The following is a 17,543-nucleotide window of genomic DNA, read 5'->3' as shown; positions in this document are numbered from 1 at the left end:
CTGATGCGAAAATCACGCTCCGTCGAAGAGATGATTCAAGAATTAAAAGAAGACCCGAGCTTTGCCAAAAACGTTCGTCACTGGCATACAGTCGATGCACGTCCGGCACAATATGCACCCATTCCAGAGCAAGTACCGGAACAGTTGACGAACGTGTTGAAAAATCGGGGAATTGAGCAACTGTATACGCACCAAGCTGAGGCTGTGAAACAAACGGCTGCCGGTCATTCGACCGTCATTGTGACCCCTACCGCATCAGGGAAAACATTGTGTTATAACTTACCGGTACTTTCAAAAATGATTGAAAAACCGACAGCTCGTGCACTTTATCTATACCCGACAAAAGCGCTCGCCCAGGACCAAAATAGTGACTTGATGGAGATGGTCGAGGCACTTGAAGGGAATTTACGATGCTTCACGTATGATGGGGATACGTCTCCCGCTGCCCGAACGAAAGTCAGGGATGCGGGGAATATCGTCATCACCAATCCGGATATGTTACATTCCGGTATTTTACCGCACCATACGAAATGGATTCGTCTATTTGAAAACTTAGAATACATCGTCGTCGATGAGCTGCACACGTATCGTGGCGTGTTTGGCAGTCACGTGGCCAACGTATTTCGTCGCTTGAAACGAATTTGTGCCTATTATGGGAGTCACCCAAAATGGATTATGACTTCTGCGACGATTGCCAACCCGCGAGAACTCGCCGAGTTATTGACGGAAGAAGAAGTCGTGTTGATTGACCGGAACGGGGCGCCACAAGGGAAGAAACACCTCGTCTTCTACAATCCTCCTGTCGTCAATGAGGCGCTCGGAATCCGAAGAAGTGCAACGCTTGAGACGAAACGAATCGCGTCGAAGCTCGTGGAAGCGAACATCCAGACCATCGTCTTCGCACGTTCACGTGTCCGAGTCGAGGTGCTTCTGACGTATTTACAAGAACTGACACGACGAGAACTCGGACCAAAGTCAATCGTCGGTTATCGAGGAGGTTATCTTCCGTCTGAACGTCGCGAGATTGAACGGCGCTTACGAAATGGCGAAATCAAAGCAGTCGTATCGACGAACGCGTTAGAACTCGGCGTCGATATCGGTCAATTGCAAGCATGTGTCCTCAATGGATATCCTGGAACCGTCGCTTCACTCTGGCAACAAGCAGGTCGTGCCGGTCGTCGTCATTCCGAATCACTTGTCGTATTCGTCGCATCGTCTTCCTCTCTTGATCAGCTCGTCGTCGAACAGCCGGACATGATTTTAGACCGTTCGCCAGAAGCAGCTCGTCTTGACCCGAACAACTTGATCATTTTAGTCGATCACATGAAGTGTGCTGCATTTGAACTACCTTTTCAAAAAGGAGAGCGCTTCGGAACGGTCGACACGGAGGATATTTTAGATTTCCTGACAGACGCACAAGTGCTACACGAACGAGCGAATAAATACTATTGGATGACCGATTCATTCCCGGCGCATGATATCTCCCTTCGGACGAGCGACCAAGAGAATGTCGTCATCGTCGACCAAACCGCTAAGCATCAAGTAATCGGTGAAATGGATACGTTCAGCGCGATGACTTTGTTACACGATGAAGCCATTTATTTACACGGAGCTGAACAGTATCAAGTCGAGAAATTAGACTTTGAAGAGAAGAAGGCGTTCGTCCGTCGCGTCGATGTCGACTACTATACGGATGCGAATCTGGCAGTAGAATTAAAAGTGCTCGAAGAGAACAAAACGGATGGTGCAAAAACGTTTGGTGAAGTGTCGGTCATAGCGATGGCCACGCTCTTTAAAAAAATCAAATTCGGTACGCATGAGAATATTGGGTCAGGCCCGATTCATCTTCCGGAACGAGAACTGCATACGACGGCGACATGGTTCACATTAGATGAACGTTTTGCTTATTCAGAGGCAGATCTTGAAGACCAACTCGAAGCGGTCAGTGACTTATTCAGACGGCTTGCCCCACTCTATCTCATGTGTGATACGCTCGATTTATTTACAACCATTCAAATGAAGTCGACTCATACGAATAAACCGACCGTCTATTTATATGACCGTTATCCGGGTGGCATCGGTCTCAGTGAGGCGCTCTATAAAGATGCAGACATGGTGCTCGAGGCAGCAGAGCGGACGGTATCGGATTGTCCTTGTGAGAGTGGATGCCCTCGCTGTGTCGGTATGATTGGATATGGAGACTTCAAGCATCAAGTCATCCGTCAGTTACAAGCTTTGAAAGGATCGTTATGAAAGCAAAATTATCAAGATTGATTAAAACGAAAGAACCTGTCGAACGCCCGCGCGTCACCTCACCTGATGAAGTGGAACAACAGAAATGGACTGAACAAGGTGGGGAAATTTTAACGTTCGAAGGAGAATGGTGTGTACGAATCCGAAACACCTATCCGCTTGATGAGATTTATCACGACTATGCGTTCGGAGACGCCAGACGAATGATGCAGAAAACGGAACATCCGTTTTTCGCGGTCGACTTAAAACCGGATCAAGTCTTATTTATGGATACAGAGACGACCGGATTACGTGGGTCCGGGACGTCGATTTTCTTAATCGGATTTGCACGGATTCGTGCGGAACAGCTTGAAATGATTCAGTATGTCTTGCCTCATCCTGCCTTTGAGACTGCTTTTTACTATCATTTTCTACAGGACATCGGGGATGAGGTACGGTTCGTCACCTATAATGGAAAGTCTTTTGACTGGCCACAAATCAAAACGAGACATACGTTTGTCAAATCACGGGTAAGAGCATTGCCTTCCGTCGGTCATGTCGATCTATTGCATGCGGCAAGACGATTGTTGAAACCGAGGTTAGAATCGGTGTCGCTCAAAGCGGTCGAAACGTATTTCGGTCACGGACGGACGGACGATCTACCTGGATTTTTAGCTCCGATGCATTATTTTCAGTACGTCAAAGAGCGCAACCCTGAGATTCTCATGCCGGTCCTTGAGCACCATCATGCGGATTGTTTGAGCCTCGTCTCTCTTTACACGCGACTCAGTCAACTCGTCATGACTCCTGAGACCGATTTCGGAGAAGAGCGTGCGCATTGGTTGCATGACCTAGGGGAGCAGGAGCAGGCGCTTAAAGAATTCGAACAGCTATCTGACCCTTCGAAGCGAGCGGTCATGCGGCAAGCGCTCTTATTGAAACGAACAGGTCGTATGGAGCAAGCAATCCCGCTCTTTGAATCGTTGCATACGATTGAAGGGTACGTGGAGCTCGCCAAGTACGCAGAGCATAAGCAGAAGGACGTCGCACTTGCGATTGATTACACGGAACGTGCGATCAATCTACTCGAGCAAAAGCGCACCGTTTTGCGTCAAACCGTTAATCGCGAGAAGGCAGAGCTCGAACATCGGCTTGCCCGTCTAGAAAGGAAGCGATTATGAAAGTTGTAGCCGTCACAGGATATCGTCCCCATGAACTTGGAATTTTCAAAGCGGACCATCCGGGGATCGACATCATTCAAGAAGCTTACCGAAAAAAAATCCTGGAAGTCATTGAATTAGGTGCTGAATGGTTCATCTTTAGTGGAACGAACGGTTGTGAATTATGGGCCGGACAAGTATTGTTAGAGTTAAGAGAAACATATCCGATTAAAATTGCGGTATTTCCTCCGTTCTTAAATATGGACGAACGCTATAAACCGTTCGAACAAGAATTGTTTGTTCAACTTCAACTCGAAGCAGATTTCTTTGAACCGTTGACGCAACGTCCATATGAGGATCCGAGTCAATTACGCGCAAAAACTGCATTCTTTTTAGATAAAGCAGAAGGATTGATTACCTTGTATGACGAAGAAACGGAGGGAAGTCCCCGTTTTCTAGTCGAAGGGGCTCGGCGAAAGCCGAATATGGAGGTCTTCCTCATCACACAGGAAGATTTACGTGTCATTGAGGAAGAAAAACAATGGGAACAACAATGGGAGTGATACAATGCAAACCGAATTAACGGCAGAAGCAATTTATAAACAAGAATTTAAAACGGCATTACGAGGCTACTCGCAAGAAGAAGTCGATCAATTTTTAGATGTCGTCATCCGCGATTATGAAAAGATGGCGAAAGAAATCGAACGGCTTCAGAAAGAAAATGATTCATTGCGTCGCGAATCGGCACCAGTGGCAGAACCTACAAAACCAGCGCAACCCGTTGCGTCGAACTATGATATGTTGCGTCGTATTTCAAATCTTGAAAAAGCAGTCTTCGGAAAGCAAGTGGGGCCAAGCGAATAAGGAATAGGGGGTGGAGTGAATGTTGCAAGTGTTAACGGCTACGGAGAAACAACCCGTTAAACAACAAACAAGAAAGCTGTTTCGAACGAAAGAAGAAGTGATGAAAGCACCGACAAGCTATACAGATCGTCTCGTCGAAAACATCAGACACACCTGTCGATTTGATTGGATGATGATTGAACAAGTCGAGTTTGGCGAGGATCTCGTACATTACGTGCTCGTCGGACCGAAAGGTGTATTCTTGATTCAATTGAATCGAACTCCAGCCCCTGTCCATTTAACAAATCGCGAGTGTCGGACGGAGACGTCTATGGGATGGAAGCATATCTACCCACATCCTCTCACGGAGCTAGAGCGAATGACGAAACAAGTGCGGGCACGGTTTAAAAAGGAGTGTGGGCAAGCGATTCCGGTCTATTCTTTCTTAATTTTCCCCGAGACGGAACAGTTGAAGCTTAAGCGGGTCAAGGCAAATTGTGGTGACTCTTTCGCATTCGTCAATCAGGTCATCAGCAAAACAAATCTTGAGACGTTGACAGAACCGCTCGTTAAACAAATCGCCTACTATTGTTCTGAACGACAAGTACATAAATAAGAAGAAGGCCAAATATTTGATTTGGCCTTCTTCTTATTTTAAGAGTTCTCTTGCCTTTGCCGCATCATCTCGATGAACGAATAGTGCGACACGGTCGTCTAAGTTTTTCGCGAGCGGCTTTAATAACTTTCCGGTCGGAAGTCCTTGCTCGATGCGACAAGTGATTCCCTGTTCTGTCAGGTAATGATAGTCACCTAGAAGTTCTTCCCCTTGTTTCCCGAACGCTTCACCGAAGCGAATCCATTTTAAGTTCCGAATCGTCCGAATCGTCACTAAAATGACGAACAAGATGGCAAGCACAATGATGAATAATGTTTCCAACGCATTCAACCCCTTCTTTACACAAGTTTAATAGGGTGGCGAGTTGAAAGCAATACGAACTGAACGTTATACTAAAATGGAAAAGAGGGGATTATATGAAAAAACCGATTCAATCAAGACGAGAGGCTATCTCGCTTCTTGAAGATCAACAAGTTCTCTATATTCGCATTCACAATGGACAAACGGGCATGATCAAGTCGACAGAGGAAGGGATTATCGTTGCCATCCCGAACGAAGAGACGGACAAGATTGACTTTCGCAAGCTAGAAGATATCGAAGCGTTCGAAGCATTCTATGACTTGACGCTCTCAAAACCAGGTATTCTGTATGTAAATGTTGAAGAGTAAATGACATGGAGAGCTTCACCAATTCGGTGAGGCTCTCCATTTATAAACTTTTAAGATGATGGAAGCCAGACGGCCAACTTCTCTTGCAGCGGTTTTAGACGGACGTGATGTTGCTTGTGCAATAAATAACCGTCCGGACGAATGACTAGGATACCACGTTTCATAAACAGGGACTTGGCGAGTTCATTCCCTTGGTCGAAAAATGGACGACTCGTCTTCGACAAGGTGATGGTCTGAATGAACGGATGATGCTGATTTAAGTACTCATAGATTGACGTCAAATCACGTTTGCCATCGTCGAAAACGAGTACTTGGAAGCGACCGTCGGCAATCTCTGAAATCTTCGTCCGGAATCCATCATCTGTTCGTAAAATTTCTGTCTCTGGGAAAATCTTCCCTTCTGCGACGCGGCGAAACGGCATGCGTAGCGTTTTTGGATAGGATAGATGAAGCTGAGAGATCCGTTCCGTGATTTTTTGATTGACGAGATTGACGCGAGTGAAGACATCTGCCCCAATCGCTTGGAACGGTAATAGCATCGGCAACGTCGTCTGAAGCATCACAGTCGCGACATTTGTCGTCTGAAGTACATTTCTGGCAACATGTTCACGCTCATTCCGATACGTCGAGACGACTTGATGCGGTGCCCCCGTCTTCAAATGGAGCCATAGTTTCCAGCCCAAGTTGAATGCATCCGCAATCCCGGTATTCATTCCTTGCCCCCCGACCGGTGAATTGATATGGGCGGCATCACCCATTAGAATGACGCGATTATGGATGAACGTATCGACCATCCGGTTATGGACCCGAAAGAGCGAGAACCATTCGACATTGTGTATGTGAACGGGCATATGACTACGTTGCTCCACGAATTGTTGGAGGTCTGATTCGACGAACGACTCATCGGTCCGTAGGTTTCCTGTGATTCGAATCGTTTCATCCGTAAGTGGAAATACTTCGAGCACCCCTTGGTCCGAGAAGAAAATGTGAACCTCTTCGCGAGAAATCGGCCAATCGGCTTTCAAATCTGCCAATACCCACGCCTCTTTGAACGACTTCCCACTGAATGGGAGGGCGAGCATTCGACGAATCGAACTATTGGCGCCATCAGCGGCAACGACATACTTCGCTTCGACCGAACGATGAGTTCCGCCTTCAGCAGTCAAATGGGCGATTGTACGCGACGGATATTGAGTGATGGAAGAGAGTGATTCTCCACGCTTCACCGAGTGACCATGTTTTTTTAAGGCACGTTCTAAAATTTCTTCTGTTTCATTTTGACGAAGTAATGTCACGAACGGATATGGGGTGACAAGTTTTGAAAACTCGAGCTTTGCCGTCCATTGACCTGAGAAGTAGAGATTCCCTCGCTCAATCGTCCGTGCCCGTTCGAGCACTTCTTGAGCGACATCCAAACGAGAAAACACTTCAATTGTCCGCGGTTGGATTCCGATGGCTCGAGAATTATCCGACGGGGTCGTTTTTCGATCGATGATTTGAAATGATACGCCATATCTGGCTAAGGTGAGGCCGAGTGTTAGGCCGGTCGGTCCGGCTCCAACGATTAGTACATCCACTTGTTCGTCCAAAGTGATCAACTCCTATCATTAATAATGATATTTCCGACATTGGCAGCGATTAAACGAAAAGTGGGGTATAGAACGGTATAGGAAATTCGATGACGGAAGGTGAGTGAACAGTGTGCAGCCATGGATCAAAGAAAAGCAAATTCGAGATAGCTTTACAATGGAAGAAGATTATGAGCAGACGGCAGCGGTTTTGATACCGCTCGTTGAAATAGAGAATGAATGGCACGTCGTCTTTGAAGTACGTGCTCATACGATGCGACAGCAACCTGGAGAGATTTCATTTCCCGGTGGACGACTTGAAAAAGGGGAGACGCCTGTCGAAGCAGCCGTTCGAGAAACATGTGAGGAGCTCGAGCTTGACTCCAATCAAGTCGAAGTCATCGGTAAATTGAGGCCGCTCGCCACGCCCCATCGACAATTGATTTATCCCTTTGTAGGCATGTTGTCGGAGTTACCGACCGTAAAAGAGACAGATGAGGTCGATCATTTGTTTACGGTACCGGTATCCACCTTGCTCATGATTGACCCGTTTCATGGGGAGATGGAGTGGACGATGAACCCAGATCAAAATATTCCGTTAGACCGATTGGCGAATGCTAAAGCGTACAAAAAACGGGTAATTAAAATGAAAGAACCTTTCTATGAACATGATGACTACATCATTTGGGGACTTACTGGAAAATTTTTGACACAATTTATTCAACGCATAAAAGAAAACGTATTCAAACCGACATAATTTCGTTATAATGATAGAAACAAATTTAGATTGGAAGTGAATGGGTGTGTCTGAAGAGTTCCTCGTAGGTGATATCGTGAAGTCGACTCGTGAAGGATGGGTCGCAGAAGTGACCGCCGTACTGACCAATACTGTAATCGGAGACGTATCGATTATGGAAGAGTTCCAACAGCTTGGACTCGAGTTTGAGAAACAAGTTTTACTAAAATCAGAATTAGAATTGATTGAACGCGCCAGCTGACCTTTTTTCCGAAAGGGATGATTCAGGTGTCCATTGACAAAAAAGTACGTGAATGGCAAGAGGCGGGTTTGTTAGATGAAGCGACCGGTAAAAGACTAGTCGACTATGAACATAAACAACGGGCGGCTAGTGAGCAACATGATCACAAGCCGCCTGTTTTGGTCATTGTCGGTTCAATTTTACTGGCACTCAGTCTATTCAGCTTCGTCGCAGCCAATTGGCAGGCGATTCCCGACCTTTTGAAGATTGGATTATTTCTTATTTTTATGGTTGGATTTTATGTGTTTGCCGAACGGGTCAGATTGAAAACCCCAAGGTACGTGACATTATTACGAGTACTAGGATTCGTCTTTTTTGTGGCGACCATGGCGGTCATCTTTACAACGTATAATCTGTCCGGACAGTTGACGTTTCTATTTTGGATTCTGTTCACAATGGCAGTCATTCACCGAATCATATATGAGCACATTATCTTTTCGGTGATCTCCGCTATCACCGCATTTATGGCCGTTACGAACAGTTTCGAAAGTCTCGGATTGACGTTGATCGGATTTGCACTCATCGTGACTTGGGTATGGTTCCATTTTGTGGAGGAATCGTTAGACCGGACGTTCGCTTGGCTTACCTTTTACGGCATTCTTAATATCTTTGGACAATATGTCGACTATGAAGGTAGACTATGGCCACTTTGGTCTCTTGTTATTCTACATGTGCTGCTTCTCATTTATCGAAAACAAGCTGCATGGCAAGCTGTATATTTGTTCGTCGCAGCCATCCTCTCCATCGGTTATTTAGTGAACGTCACGGAAAGCTGGCTCTCTCAAAGACCGCCTTCGATTATAGAGGCTACGCTTTTATCCATTGCGCTCGTTTCCGTCTACTTGATTCATCGTCGAAGCGATTTGATGTGGGTAAGTTTGCTCGCAGTCATCCCTTTCGCGTTGTTCGAGGACTCTGGAGTTCTTTTGGCGGTATTAATTGAAGTGATTGCATTGGCTTATCTCGTTCGTCAAGACATGACGAGACAACGAACCATCTTTGCCTTCATCTATTTCTTAGTCGTCCAGATGACGATTTATTTCATTTACGTTTGGGACCGTCTCGATATATCTCTCTTCTTCTTGATTGGTGCACTGATCGTCTTTGCTTTGTCACTCGGATTATGGTGGCGTAATCGTACGAGAAGGGATGTGACGACATGAAACGGTTGTCTACGTGGATCATTCCTGCCGTCCAAGTTATGATTGCGATTTTGTTTGTCATCCTTGTTTATGCCATCTCGTGGGTGGGGGAGACATACACGTTCAAGGGTACCTCGTTCGAACCGTATGATCCGTATTTTGGGGACTCGATTTACCTTGAATACGATGAATTCGAAGGACGTCATAATGTGGAGACGGGCACCGTTTATGTCTCGTTCGAACAAGGGGATGATGGATTTGCTGTCATCGACCGAGTCGAGTCAAAACCATTTTTCGGAGGAGTGCGCGCGAACTATTATGACCGAAACCTTTATATAGAAGAAATGGGATCGTATCGTGTCCCTCTAGATGAAGTGGATAGGGTCGAGGGTGAAAAATCGTTCATAGTCGAAGTCGATGTTGCACCGTGGGGAATGCTCAGATTGCATGATTTAAAGCCAATTGAATAAGTAAACCGCATGACAGGGAGATTACAGGTTTGTTACAAGACTTATTGTAACGAATCTGTAATTTTTTTGTGAAACCTAGTAATAGCAACGTTTTTTGCAATTGTTACAATCTGTAACCACTTTTGAAGTCATATGTCAGGAATGTTTCACTTCGTTGAAATGGCTACTCGAATGTGACGGGTCGTGGTAAATTAACATCTGTTCGTTACATAACGAGAAAGGTGATGACCTTACTACGATGAAATTCATTAAATATATGATTCTATTTGGAACCGCGATGATGGGGATGTTCACATTTGTCGATCAAGCAGATGCTGCTCAGATCGGAATCGGGACAGAACAGAAAATCGTCCAAAATCCTCTTGAACTTGAACGACAAGCGATCGAAGAAGAACGACAAAAAGAAATCGCTCGTCAAAAGAAAATTGCTGAAGAAAAACGCATCGCTGAAGAAAAGCGTTTAGAAGCAGAACGTCTCGCTGCTGAAAAAGCGAAAGCAGAAGCGGAAGCAGAGAAAGCAAGACTTGCTAAACTCGAAGCAGAGCGTAAAGCGGAAGAAGCGCGTAAAGAAGCAGAACGTGCGGCAGCACAACAAGCAGCGGCTTCTTCGAGCAAGAAAACAACGGCAACACCGGTGTCTACGTCGCCGAATAAGAAAGTCATTACAGTCGAATCGACAGCATACTCGAATGATGTGGCTGATAACAAGGCGTATGGCGGTCGTGTCTTAACGGCAACCGGTCATGATGTCACAGATTCAATCTATTATAATGGGATGCGAATTATCGCCGTCGATCCGGCCATTATTCCATTAGGTTCTAAAGTCCATATTCAAGGTGTCGGTGACGCGATTGCCCTTGATACAGGCGGCAGAATCAAAGGACATATCGTCGATTTACTCGTCGATTCAAAACAGGATGCCATCCAGTGGGGGCGTCGACATATTCAAGTTACGCTTTATTAATGATGAGGTTCTCCGGAAGGAGAGCCTTTTTTTGTTTAACAAAGCAGAAAATAGGGCAAAATACTATTTGAATTTCCATTTTGGAAATAGTCGAGGAGGGATCAGGTTGATTGAGTTTCGGGATGTGTCAAAACGTTATGAGGACGGGACGTTAGCCGTCAAAGAATTAAGCTTAACAGTGGAAAAAGGAGAAATCTTTGTATTGATCGGACCTTCCGGTTGTGGAAAGACTACAACAATGAAAATGGTGAATCGTTTAATTGATCATACGGATGGAAAGATTCTAATCGATGGAAAAGAAATCTACCAGTTCAATATTTTCGAATTGCGTCGTAACATCGGTTACGTGCTCCAACAAATTGCTTTATTCCCCCATTTGACAGTGGAAGAAAACATTTCTGTCGTACCTGAACTATTAAAATGGAAAAAAGAACGAACAAAAGACCGGGTGACGGAATTGATGAAAATTGCCGGTCTCGATCCAAAACTACGTTCGAAGAAGCCTTCGGAACTATCTGGGGGTCAACAGCAACGTGTGGGTGTATTGCGCGCCTTAGCGGCTGACCCGGACGTCATCCTCATGGATGAACCTTTCTCTGCACTTGACCCGATTAGCCGTGGCCAATTGCAAGATGACATCAAACGATTAAATGACGAACTCGGAAAGACGATTCTGTTTGTCACACACGACATGCAAGAAGCGATGAAGCTCGGGGATCGCATCGCATTGATGAGGGATGGTGAATTAATGTTAGTTGGTACACCTGAAGAGATATTAGCGAGTGAAGATCCATTCGTCTTAGAATTTACACAACGCGGAAGAGGTGAGCTGGATGCTTGAGACGTTCCAAAATAGACAAGGACAGCTTGTCGAGGCACTGATTGAGCACTTACAGCTCTCTGTCGTATCACTTTTGATTGCCGTCTTAATTGCCGTACCATTAGGGATTTGGCTGACGCGTCGCAAGAAAATCGCCGAAACCGCCATTGGTGTCACTGCGATTATTCAAACAATTCCTTCGCTTGCCTTGCTTGGATTGATGATTCCGCTCGTCGGGATCGGGGCATTACCTGCCATCATTGCGCTTGTTTTATATGCGCTCCTACCGATTTTACGAAACACATTCACTGGTTTAAACGAAGTGGACAAATCGTTACTTGAAGCAGCTCGAGCTTGTGGGATGAAACCGAATCAAAGTTTGATGAAAGTCGAACTTCCGCTCGCCCTACCTGTTATCATGGCAGGTATCCGTACAGCGATGGTCCTCATCGTCGGTACGGCGACACTTGCCGCACTCGTCGGGGCAGGCGGACTCGGTACGCTGATCTTGCTCGGGATTAACCGTAACGATAATTACTTAATTCTACTGGGTGCCATCCCGGCCGCCATTTTAGCTCTCCTGTTTGACTTCTTGTTACGTCAGATGGAAGGTGCGACAGCGACCCGTAATAAGACGAAATTGATTGCAGTCTCTACTGTACTCGCACTCATCATCATCACACCGCTCGCATTTGGTCGCTCGCAAGAGACAGACCTTGTCGTAGCTGGGAAACTCGGTCCAGAGCCAGAAATTCTTATGAATATGTATAAGTTGTTGATTGAAGAAGAAACAGATTTGACTGTATCGGTGAAGCCGAACTTTGGGGAGACGACATTTGTATGGGGCGCACTCCAATCTGGTGATGTTGACATTTATCCAGAATTCACCGGAACGGCACTCGCGAGTCTCGTCAAGGAGACGCCAGAATCAAACGATGCCCGTGAAGTCTATGAACAAGCGAGAGAGGCGCTTGCCGAAGACGGGTACGTCATGCTCGAACCGATGCAGTTTAACAATACGTACGCACTCGCGATTCCACGTGACTATGCCGAGGCAGAAGGTATTTCGGCCATCTCAGATTTACGAAACGTTCAGTCAGATATTAAAGCAGGCTTTACACTTGAATTCACCGACCGTGAAGACGGATATCCAGGACTTCAAAACGAGTACGGATTTGATTTCCCTTCTGTCGTCTCGATGGAGCAAAAATTACGCTATCGTGCCATTTCACGAGGAGATGTCAATTTAGTAGACGCATATGCAACAGACCCTGATATCGCCGAGAACGACCTTGTCGTTCTAGAAGACGATCGACAGTTTTTCCCGCCATACCAAGGGGCACCGCTCTTGAAAGAAGAGACGCTTGAAGAGTATCCAGAAATTGAGGATGCGCTCAATCAGCTCGCAGGTAAAATCACAGACGAACAAATGTCTGAATTGAACCGTCGTGTCGCGTACGGAAATGAACGCGCCTATGATGTAGCGAAAGACTTCTTAGAACAGGAAGGGTTATTATGAGAGCATTGATTATTTCGAATCCGAAGTCTGGTACGAGCGAAACGATGCTCGGGGAAGTCATCGGTACGATTGAATCGCTCTATGAAGAAATCATCATCAAGAAAACGCAAGAAATTGGCGACGCACTCCGATTTGCGAAAGAAAGTGGATCGTTCGACCATCTGATTGTCATCGGGGGAGACGGTACACTCAATGAAGTAGTCAATGGGTTGATGACGTTAGAGCTTGAGGAGCGACCGACAGTAGGAATCATTCCTGCAGGGACGTGTAATGACTTCGCACGAGCGCTCGAACTTCCCATTCAACCAACACAAGCCGCGAGCATCATCAAATCGAATCATGAGCAACATGTGGACGTGATTCAAGTAGATGAGATGTATGCCCTCAATTTCGTTGGAGTCGGATTGATTGCAGATACGTCACGCCAAATCGACCCGGATGAGAAAGAATCTTTAGGTTCAATCGGCTACTTTCTTGCAACTATCCGCCAATTTCGTGAAGCTGACCCGTTTCAGATTCGCTTACGTCGAGGAGATGAACTTCTTTACGATGGAGACGTCAGCTTCTTATATGTAGGGAACGGGAGTTATCTCGGAACCGTACCGACGAAATTGGAGACGCAATCGTTTTCGGATGGCATGTTAGAAGTCGTTCACAGTTCGTCAATTGGACTTCCGATGATTCGACAATTGTTGGCCCAACAGCTCGGTCTCGATCAAAAATCAGAGGAGTGGAATCACTTTCAAATTTCATATGTCGAAGTTGAGTTGAATGAGCCACAAGTCATCGATATCGACGGTGAACATTTTGAAACAGATCACTTAGCAATCCAGATTCGAGAGCGGGCTCTCACGTTTTTAACGCCATAAAGCATCAACAGAGAAAAGTATTCAGACTTTTCTCTGTTTTTATGTTGTTCTGACCCTTGAACCGTGTTAGTATTTCACTATTATTATGAAAATGAAATGAAAAACAGGAAGTAGGGGTAATCATGGCGCAAAACTCATTCGCCTCAAAAATTGGATTCATTCTAGCTGCCGCAGGGTCGGCAATCGGTTTAGGTGCGATATGGAAATTTCCATACGTCACTGGAACTAGTGGGGGCGGTGCCTTTTTACTCATGTTTTTGGCGTTCACATTATTACTTGGTCTGCCACTATTGATTGGTGAATTCATCGTTGGACGTTCAACTCAAAAGACGGCACTTCTTGCCTTCAAAAAATTAGGACATGGTCGTTGGAGCATTATCGGTTACTTAGGTGTCATCGCATGTTTCTTGTTGCTTTCCTTCTATAGTGTTATTGGAGGATGGGTCCTTATTTATATCGGGCTCGGTTTAAGTGGGACATTAAGTGGTCGTACAGCTGACGAGTTCGGAGATGTATTTGGAAATGTTGTGTCAACACCTGGCATCGCGGTACTCGGACAATTCTTATTCTTGTTGATCACGCTATTGATTGTCTTACGCGGAGTCGAAGCAGGGATTGAACGGATGAGCAAGATTTTAATGCCGCTTTTGTTCATCAGCTTCATTGTACTCGTCGTCCGTTCATTGACACTCGATGGGGCGATGGAAGGGGTTCGCTTCTTCTTACAACCTGACTTCTCTGCATTGACGGGTGAGTCGGTACTATTTGCCCTAGGACAAGCTTTCTTCTCCTTATCGTTAGGGGTAGCGGCGATGTTGACATATGCGTCTTATATAAAGACGAAAGGAACGTTGAACCGTTCTGCGAACATGATTGTTTTGTTGAACATTACGGTTTCACTCTTAGCTGGACTTGCTATTTTCCCGGCAGTTTTCGCTTCAGGACTTGATCCGGCTGAAGGTCCGGCGTTACTGTTCGTCGTATTACCGGCTGTCTTTAATCAAGTACCACTAGGCGGCTTCTTCATGGTGTTGTTCTTCCTATTATTCGCGTTCGCATCGATCACGTCGTCAATCGCGATGTTAGAAGTAGTTGTCGCGGGTGTGACAGATCGGTTGAACGAAAAGAAATCAACTTGGACGAAGAAGCAAGTAACCGTGACGGCAGCCATTCTCGTGTTTGTCGTAGGCGTTCCATCTGCCTTGTCATTCGGACTATTGAGTGATTTACAGATTTGGAATGGTCGGACGTTCTTCGATACGATGGATTACCTCGTCAGCTATATTTTGATGCCGGTCGGGGCACTCTTAACATCGATTTTTGTCGGATACGTCGTCGATCAACGTATTTTGAAAGATGAGATTCAAACGTCAGAACCGGGTAAGAAACTTTATCCGATTTGGCATGCGCTCATTCGCTACGTCATTCCTGTGACAGTAGCCATTGTAATGGTTTCAACGTGGGTCACAACATAATGGACAAACCGTAGGCTTATAGGTCTACGGTTTTTTTCATCGCACAACGGGAAAGAAGTCGATATAGATATTCATTTTTACACCTGTGGACGGAGGAAACAACGAATTTTATTATGCTAAAATGATAGGGATGACGAAACTTTTTTTGATAGGTTTCGTAATGTACAATAGAAGTAACATGAGATGAGGTGAAAAGAATGAAAACATGGATGAAATGGGCCCTGACAGGGGCAGTCATATACTTTGCCATCAACGTATTCGATTTCTCCTGGTTATTCATTATAGTAGGGGCGCTCGTCTTGAATGAAGTCTGGTCGACGAACAAGCGCAAAAACCGTCAACGAACACCGACAATGGTCGCGAAACGTGCCAAGAAAAAACTGTTGCTCGATGAGGACGAACCGTTCTCAGGTTCAAGAATCCTCAAGCCGATTGAGGAACCCGTCCCGGCACGTCAATTCGAGGCAACGGACGATTTAGAACTACAATTTTTGCAACGGACGATTGAACAAGGATATGAAAAGCTACAACAGATTGACCGCGTCCTTCCTGAAATCAAAGATGTGGAAGTAAGGCGTGAGATGAAAGCTGTCTCCAAAGAAGCACACGAATTGTTCGAAGAACTTTTCGAAAATCCACAAGACGCAAAACATGTTCGAGACTTGTTCACATTCTACTTAGATTCCCTCGTCTCGGTCGTCTTGAAATTTAAAGAACTTGAAGGAAAACGAGTCGTCATTCAAGAAGAGACTCGAGAGCAATTAATCACGAATATGCGACTAATTGTCGATAAATTTAAAGAACAACGCGGACGTCTCCTTGAAGATGACGCCGTAGACTTTGAACGCGAACTGATCATGATGGAGCGAGTCTTATCTGATCAGCCGGAAGGGAGAAAGAAACATGACTTCATCGAATGAAACGAACTGGCAGTCATGGCCGGAAGAAGAGCTGACATCTGATACAAAAACGAAAACAGAAACAGAGGGGTTTAGCAATCCATCTGTGGAATGGTCATCTGTTTCACAACCTCACGAAGTACCTGCCATCCAAGCTAAGCCAGACGTGCCTCAAGAGCACCGTGAGCGAATTACACGATTGGCGGAGTCGATTGATATTAAAAAGACAGATTCGGTCATGTTGTTTGGCTCGAACGTTCAACGTGAACTTTCACAATTCTCTGACCAAATTCTGACGGAAGTTCGAATGAAAGATGGCGGGGATGCGGGGAAACTCTTGTCTGACTTAATGCAGAACGTCCGAAAGATGGACCCGGACATGCTTCAACCGGAGAAAAAGAGTTTTATGGACAACATCCCGCTCATCGGTCGTGCAAAGAAGAAAGCCGAAAACTATAAGCTTCAATTCGAAAAAATGAACGTTTATTTGGAAGAGGTCATCCATAATCTCGATCGTGCGAAGTTCGGTCTGATGAAAGACATTACGATGCTCGATCAAATGTATGATAAGAATAAGCGTTATTTCGAAGAGTTGAACGTCTATATCGCTGCGGGTGAAACGAAACTTGATCATGTACGTGAACATGAAATCGCGCCACTTCGTCAAGAAGTCGAAATTTCAAAAGATCAGTCTAAACTTCAACAGTTGAACGACATGATTCAATTGGCAGATCGTTTTGAGAAGAAGCTACATGATTTGAAATTGAGCCGTACCATCAGCCTACAGATGGCGCCACAAATCCGAGTCATCCAACAGAACAACCAAATCCTCGCTGAGAAAATCGAGTCAGCGGTCGTCAATACGATTCCGCTTTGGAAGAACCAAGTCGTTCTCGCGCTTAGTTTGACGCGTCAGAAGACGGCACTTCGCATGCAACAGGACGTGACGAAGACGACCAATCAGTTGCTTGAGCAGAACTCTAAGATGCTCAAAGACTCTTCGATTGAAATCGCTCAAGAAAATGAAAAAGGGATTGTCTCTGTGGAATCGCTTAAAGTCGCCCACGAGAATTTACTCTCGACACTTGATGAAACGTTACGCATTCAACAAGAAGGTAAACAAAAGCGTCGTGACGCTGAACGTGAACTCGACCGGATGGAGCATGAGCTCAAAGAAAAAGTCATTGAGATTGCCTCAAAAAATAAAGAACTGCCAAAAGATACAGGATATTAAGAAGGGAAGTCTGAGCAATCAGACTTT

The 17,543-nt window shown here is 45.5% G+C and carries 18 protein-coding genes and 1 pseudogene; 17 read left to right on the top strand and 2 right to left on the bottom strand.

Going from position 1 to position 17,543, the window contains the following annotated elements; genetic code table 11:
- Nucleotides 1-3 precede the first annotated feature (3 nt).
- From KNO92_RS04845 to KNO92_RS04825, 5 genes are read left to right on the top strand one after another with little or no spacing between them, the layout of a single operon-like run.
- Nucleotides 4-2,253 (top strand): DEAD/DEAH box helicase, encoded by a 2,250-nt coding sequence (locus KNO92_RS04845; protein WP_214691927.1) that lies wholly within the window; start codon nt 4-6, stop codon nt 2,251-2,253.
- Entirely contained in the window at nt 2,250-3,413 is a 1,164-nt protein-coding gene (locus KNO92_RS04840; protein ID WP_214760301.1) for a ribonuclease H-like domain-containing protein, read from the top strand. Before KNO92_RS04845 ends, KNO92_RS04840 begins: the two co-directional genes overlap by 4 nt.
- The gene (locus tag KNO92_RS04835) at nt 3,410-3,955 is read left to right on the top strand and encodes an SLOG family protein (RefSeq protein ID WP_214691931.1); all 546 of its coding nucleotides are present in this window, start codon (nt 3,410-3,412) and stop codon (nt 3,953-3,955) included. The genes KNO92_RS04840 and KNO92_RS04835 overlap by 4 nt, the downstream gene beginning before the upstream one ends.
- A 4-nt stretch (nt 3,956-3,959) precedes the next feature.
- Nucleotides 3,960-4,256 carry a cell division regulator GpsB gene (gpsB, locus tag KNO92_RS04830; protein ID WP_214691933.1) on the top strand — a complete coding sequence of 99 codons (297 nt, stop codon included), beginning with the start codon at nt 3,960-3,962 and terminating at the stop codon, nt 4,254-4,256.
- Nucleotides 4,257-4,275: 19 nt separating this feature from the next.
- Nucleotides 4,276-4,851, top strand: coding sequence for an NERD domain-containing protein (locus tag KNO92_RS04825; protein WP_214760299.1), 576 nt, complete (start codon nt 4,276-4,278; stop codon nt 4,849-4,851).
- A 33-nt stretch (nt 4,852-4,884) separates the two neighbouring features.
- Here KNO92_RS04825 and KNO92_RS04820 read toward each other — a convergent pair whose 3' ends face one another.
- Nucleotides 4,885-5,172, bottom strand: coding sequence for a hypothetical protein (locus KNO92_RS04820; protein ID WP_214691937.1), 288 nt, complete (start codon nt 5,170-5,172; stop codon nt 4,885-4,887).
- Nucleotides 5,173-5,267: 95 nt separating this feature from the next.
- Here KNO92_RS04820 and KNO92_RS04815 point away from each other — a divergent pair, with 95 nt between their 5' ends.
- Nucleotides 5,268-5,519: a hypothetical protein gene (locus tag KNO92_RS04815; protein ID WP_214691944.1), complete on the top strand. Its 252-nt coding sequence runs from the start codon at nt 5,268-5,270 to the stop codon at nt 5,517-5,519.
- Between the two features lie 50 nt (nt 5,520-5,569).
- Here the strand turns inward: KNO92_RS04815 and KNO92_RS04810 are convergent, their stop codons facing one another.
- On the bottom strand, nt 5,570-7,108 hold the full coding sequence (locus tag KNO92_RS04810) for an FAD-dependent monooxygenase (RefSeq protein WP_214691946.1): 1,539 nt from the start codon (nt 7,106-7,108) through the stop codon (nt 5,570-5,572).
- 112 nt (nt 7,109-7,220) lie between these two features.
- Here KNO92_RS04810 and KNO92_RS04805 point away from each other — a divergent pair, with 112 nt between their 5' ends.
- The 11 genes and pseudogenes from KNO92_RS04805 (at nt 7,221) to KNO92_RS04755 (ending at nt 17,516) form a co-directional block, all read left to right on the top strand.
- Nucleotides 7,221-7,844 carry an NUDIX hydrolase gene (locus KNO92_RS04805; RefSeq protein ID WP_353047389.1) on the top strand — a complete coding sequence of 208 codons (624 nt, stop codon included), beginning with the start codon at nt 7,221-7,223 and terminating at the stop codon, nt 7,842-7,844.
- Nucleotides 7,845-7,884: 40 nt separating this feature from the next.
- A complete protein-coding gene (locus tag KNO92_RS04800) occupies nt 7,885-8,085 on the top strand; it encodes a DUF2187 family protein (protein WP_012726121.1) in 201 nt (66 codons plus the stop codon).
- A 17-nt stretch (nt 8,086-8,102) separates the two neighbouring features.
- Nucleotides 8,103-9,287 (top strand): DUF2157 domain-containing protein, encoded by a 1,185-nt coding sequence (locus tag KNO92_RS04795; protein WP_214691950.1) that lies wholly within the window; start codon nt 8,103-8,105, stop codon nt 9,285-9,287.
- Entirely contained in the window at nt 9,284-9,736 is a 453-nt protein-coding gene (locus KNO92_RS04790) for a GDYXXLXY domain-containing protein (RefSeq protein WP_214691951.1), read from the top strand. Before KNO92_RS04795 ends, KNO92_RS04790 begins: the two co-directional genes overlap by 4 nt.
- Nucleotides 9,737-9,974: 238 nt before the next feature.
- A complete protein-coding gene (locus tag KNO92_RS14910; RefSeq protein WP_285800655.1) occupies nt 9,975-10,700 on the top strand; it encodes a 3D domain-containing protein in 726 nt (241 codons plus the stop codon).
- Nucleotides 10,701-10,806: 106 nt separating this feature from the next.
- Nucleotides 10,807-11,523: pseudogene (locus KNO92_RS04780) on the top strand (ABC transporter ATP-binding protein); the annotation flags it as partial.
- Between the two features lie 10 nt (nt 11,524-11,533).
- Nucleotides 11,534-13,039, top strand: a complete 1,506-nt coding sequence (locus KNO92_RS04775; protein ID WP_214691955.1) for an ABC transporter permease/substrate-binding protein — start codon at nt 11,534-11,536, stop codon at nt 13,037-13,039.
- Nucleotides 13,036-13,908 (top strand): diacylglycerol/lipid kinase family protein, encoded by an 873-nt coding sequence (locus KNO92_RS04770; protein ID WP_214691957.1) that lies wholly within the window; start codon nt 13,036-13,038, stop codon nt 13,906-13,908. Before KNO92_RS04775 ends, KNO92_RS04770 begins: the two co-directional genes overlap by 4 nt.
- A 122-nt stretch (nt 13,909-14,030) precedes the next feature.
- Nucleotides 14,031-15,383 (top strand): sodium-dependent transporter, encoded by a 1,353-nt coding sequence (locus KNO92_RS04765; protein ID WP_214691959.1) that lies wholly within the window; start codon nt 14,031-14,033, stop codon nt 15,381-15,383.
- Between the two features lie 197 nt (nt 15,384-15,580).
- Nucleotides 15,581-16,303, top strand: a complete 723-nt coding sequence (locus KNO92_RS04760) for a 5-bromo-4-chloroindolyl phosphate hydrolysis family protein (protein ID WP_214691961.1) — start codon at nt 15,581-15,583, stop codon at nt 16,301-16,303.
- A complete protein-coding gene (locus KNO92_RS04755) occupies nt 16,287-17,516 on the top strand; it encodes a toxic anion resistance protein (protein ID WP_214760297.1) in 1,230 nt (409 codons plus the stop codon). The genes KNO92_RS04760 and KNO92_RS04755 overlap by 17 nt, the downstream gene beginning before the upstream one ends.
- Nucleotides 17,517-17,543: the final 27 nt, after the last annotated feature.

This window comes from Exiguobacterium sp. s129 (genome assembly GCF_018617585.1).
Classification (GTDB): Bacteria; Bacillota; Bacilli; order Exiguobacteriales; family Exiguobacteriaceae; genus Exiguobacterium; species Exiguobacterium aestuarii_A.
This window is presented reverse-complemented; position numbering and strand designations above follow the sequence as displayed.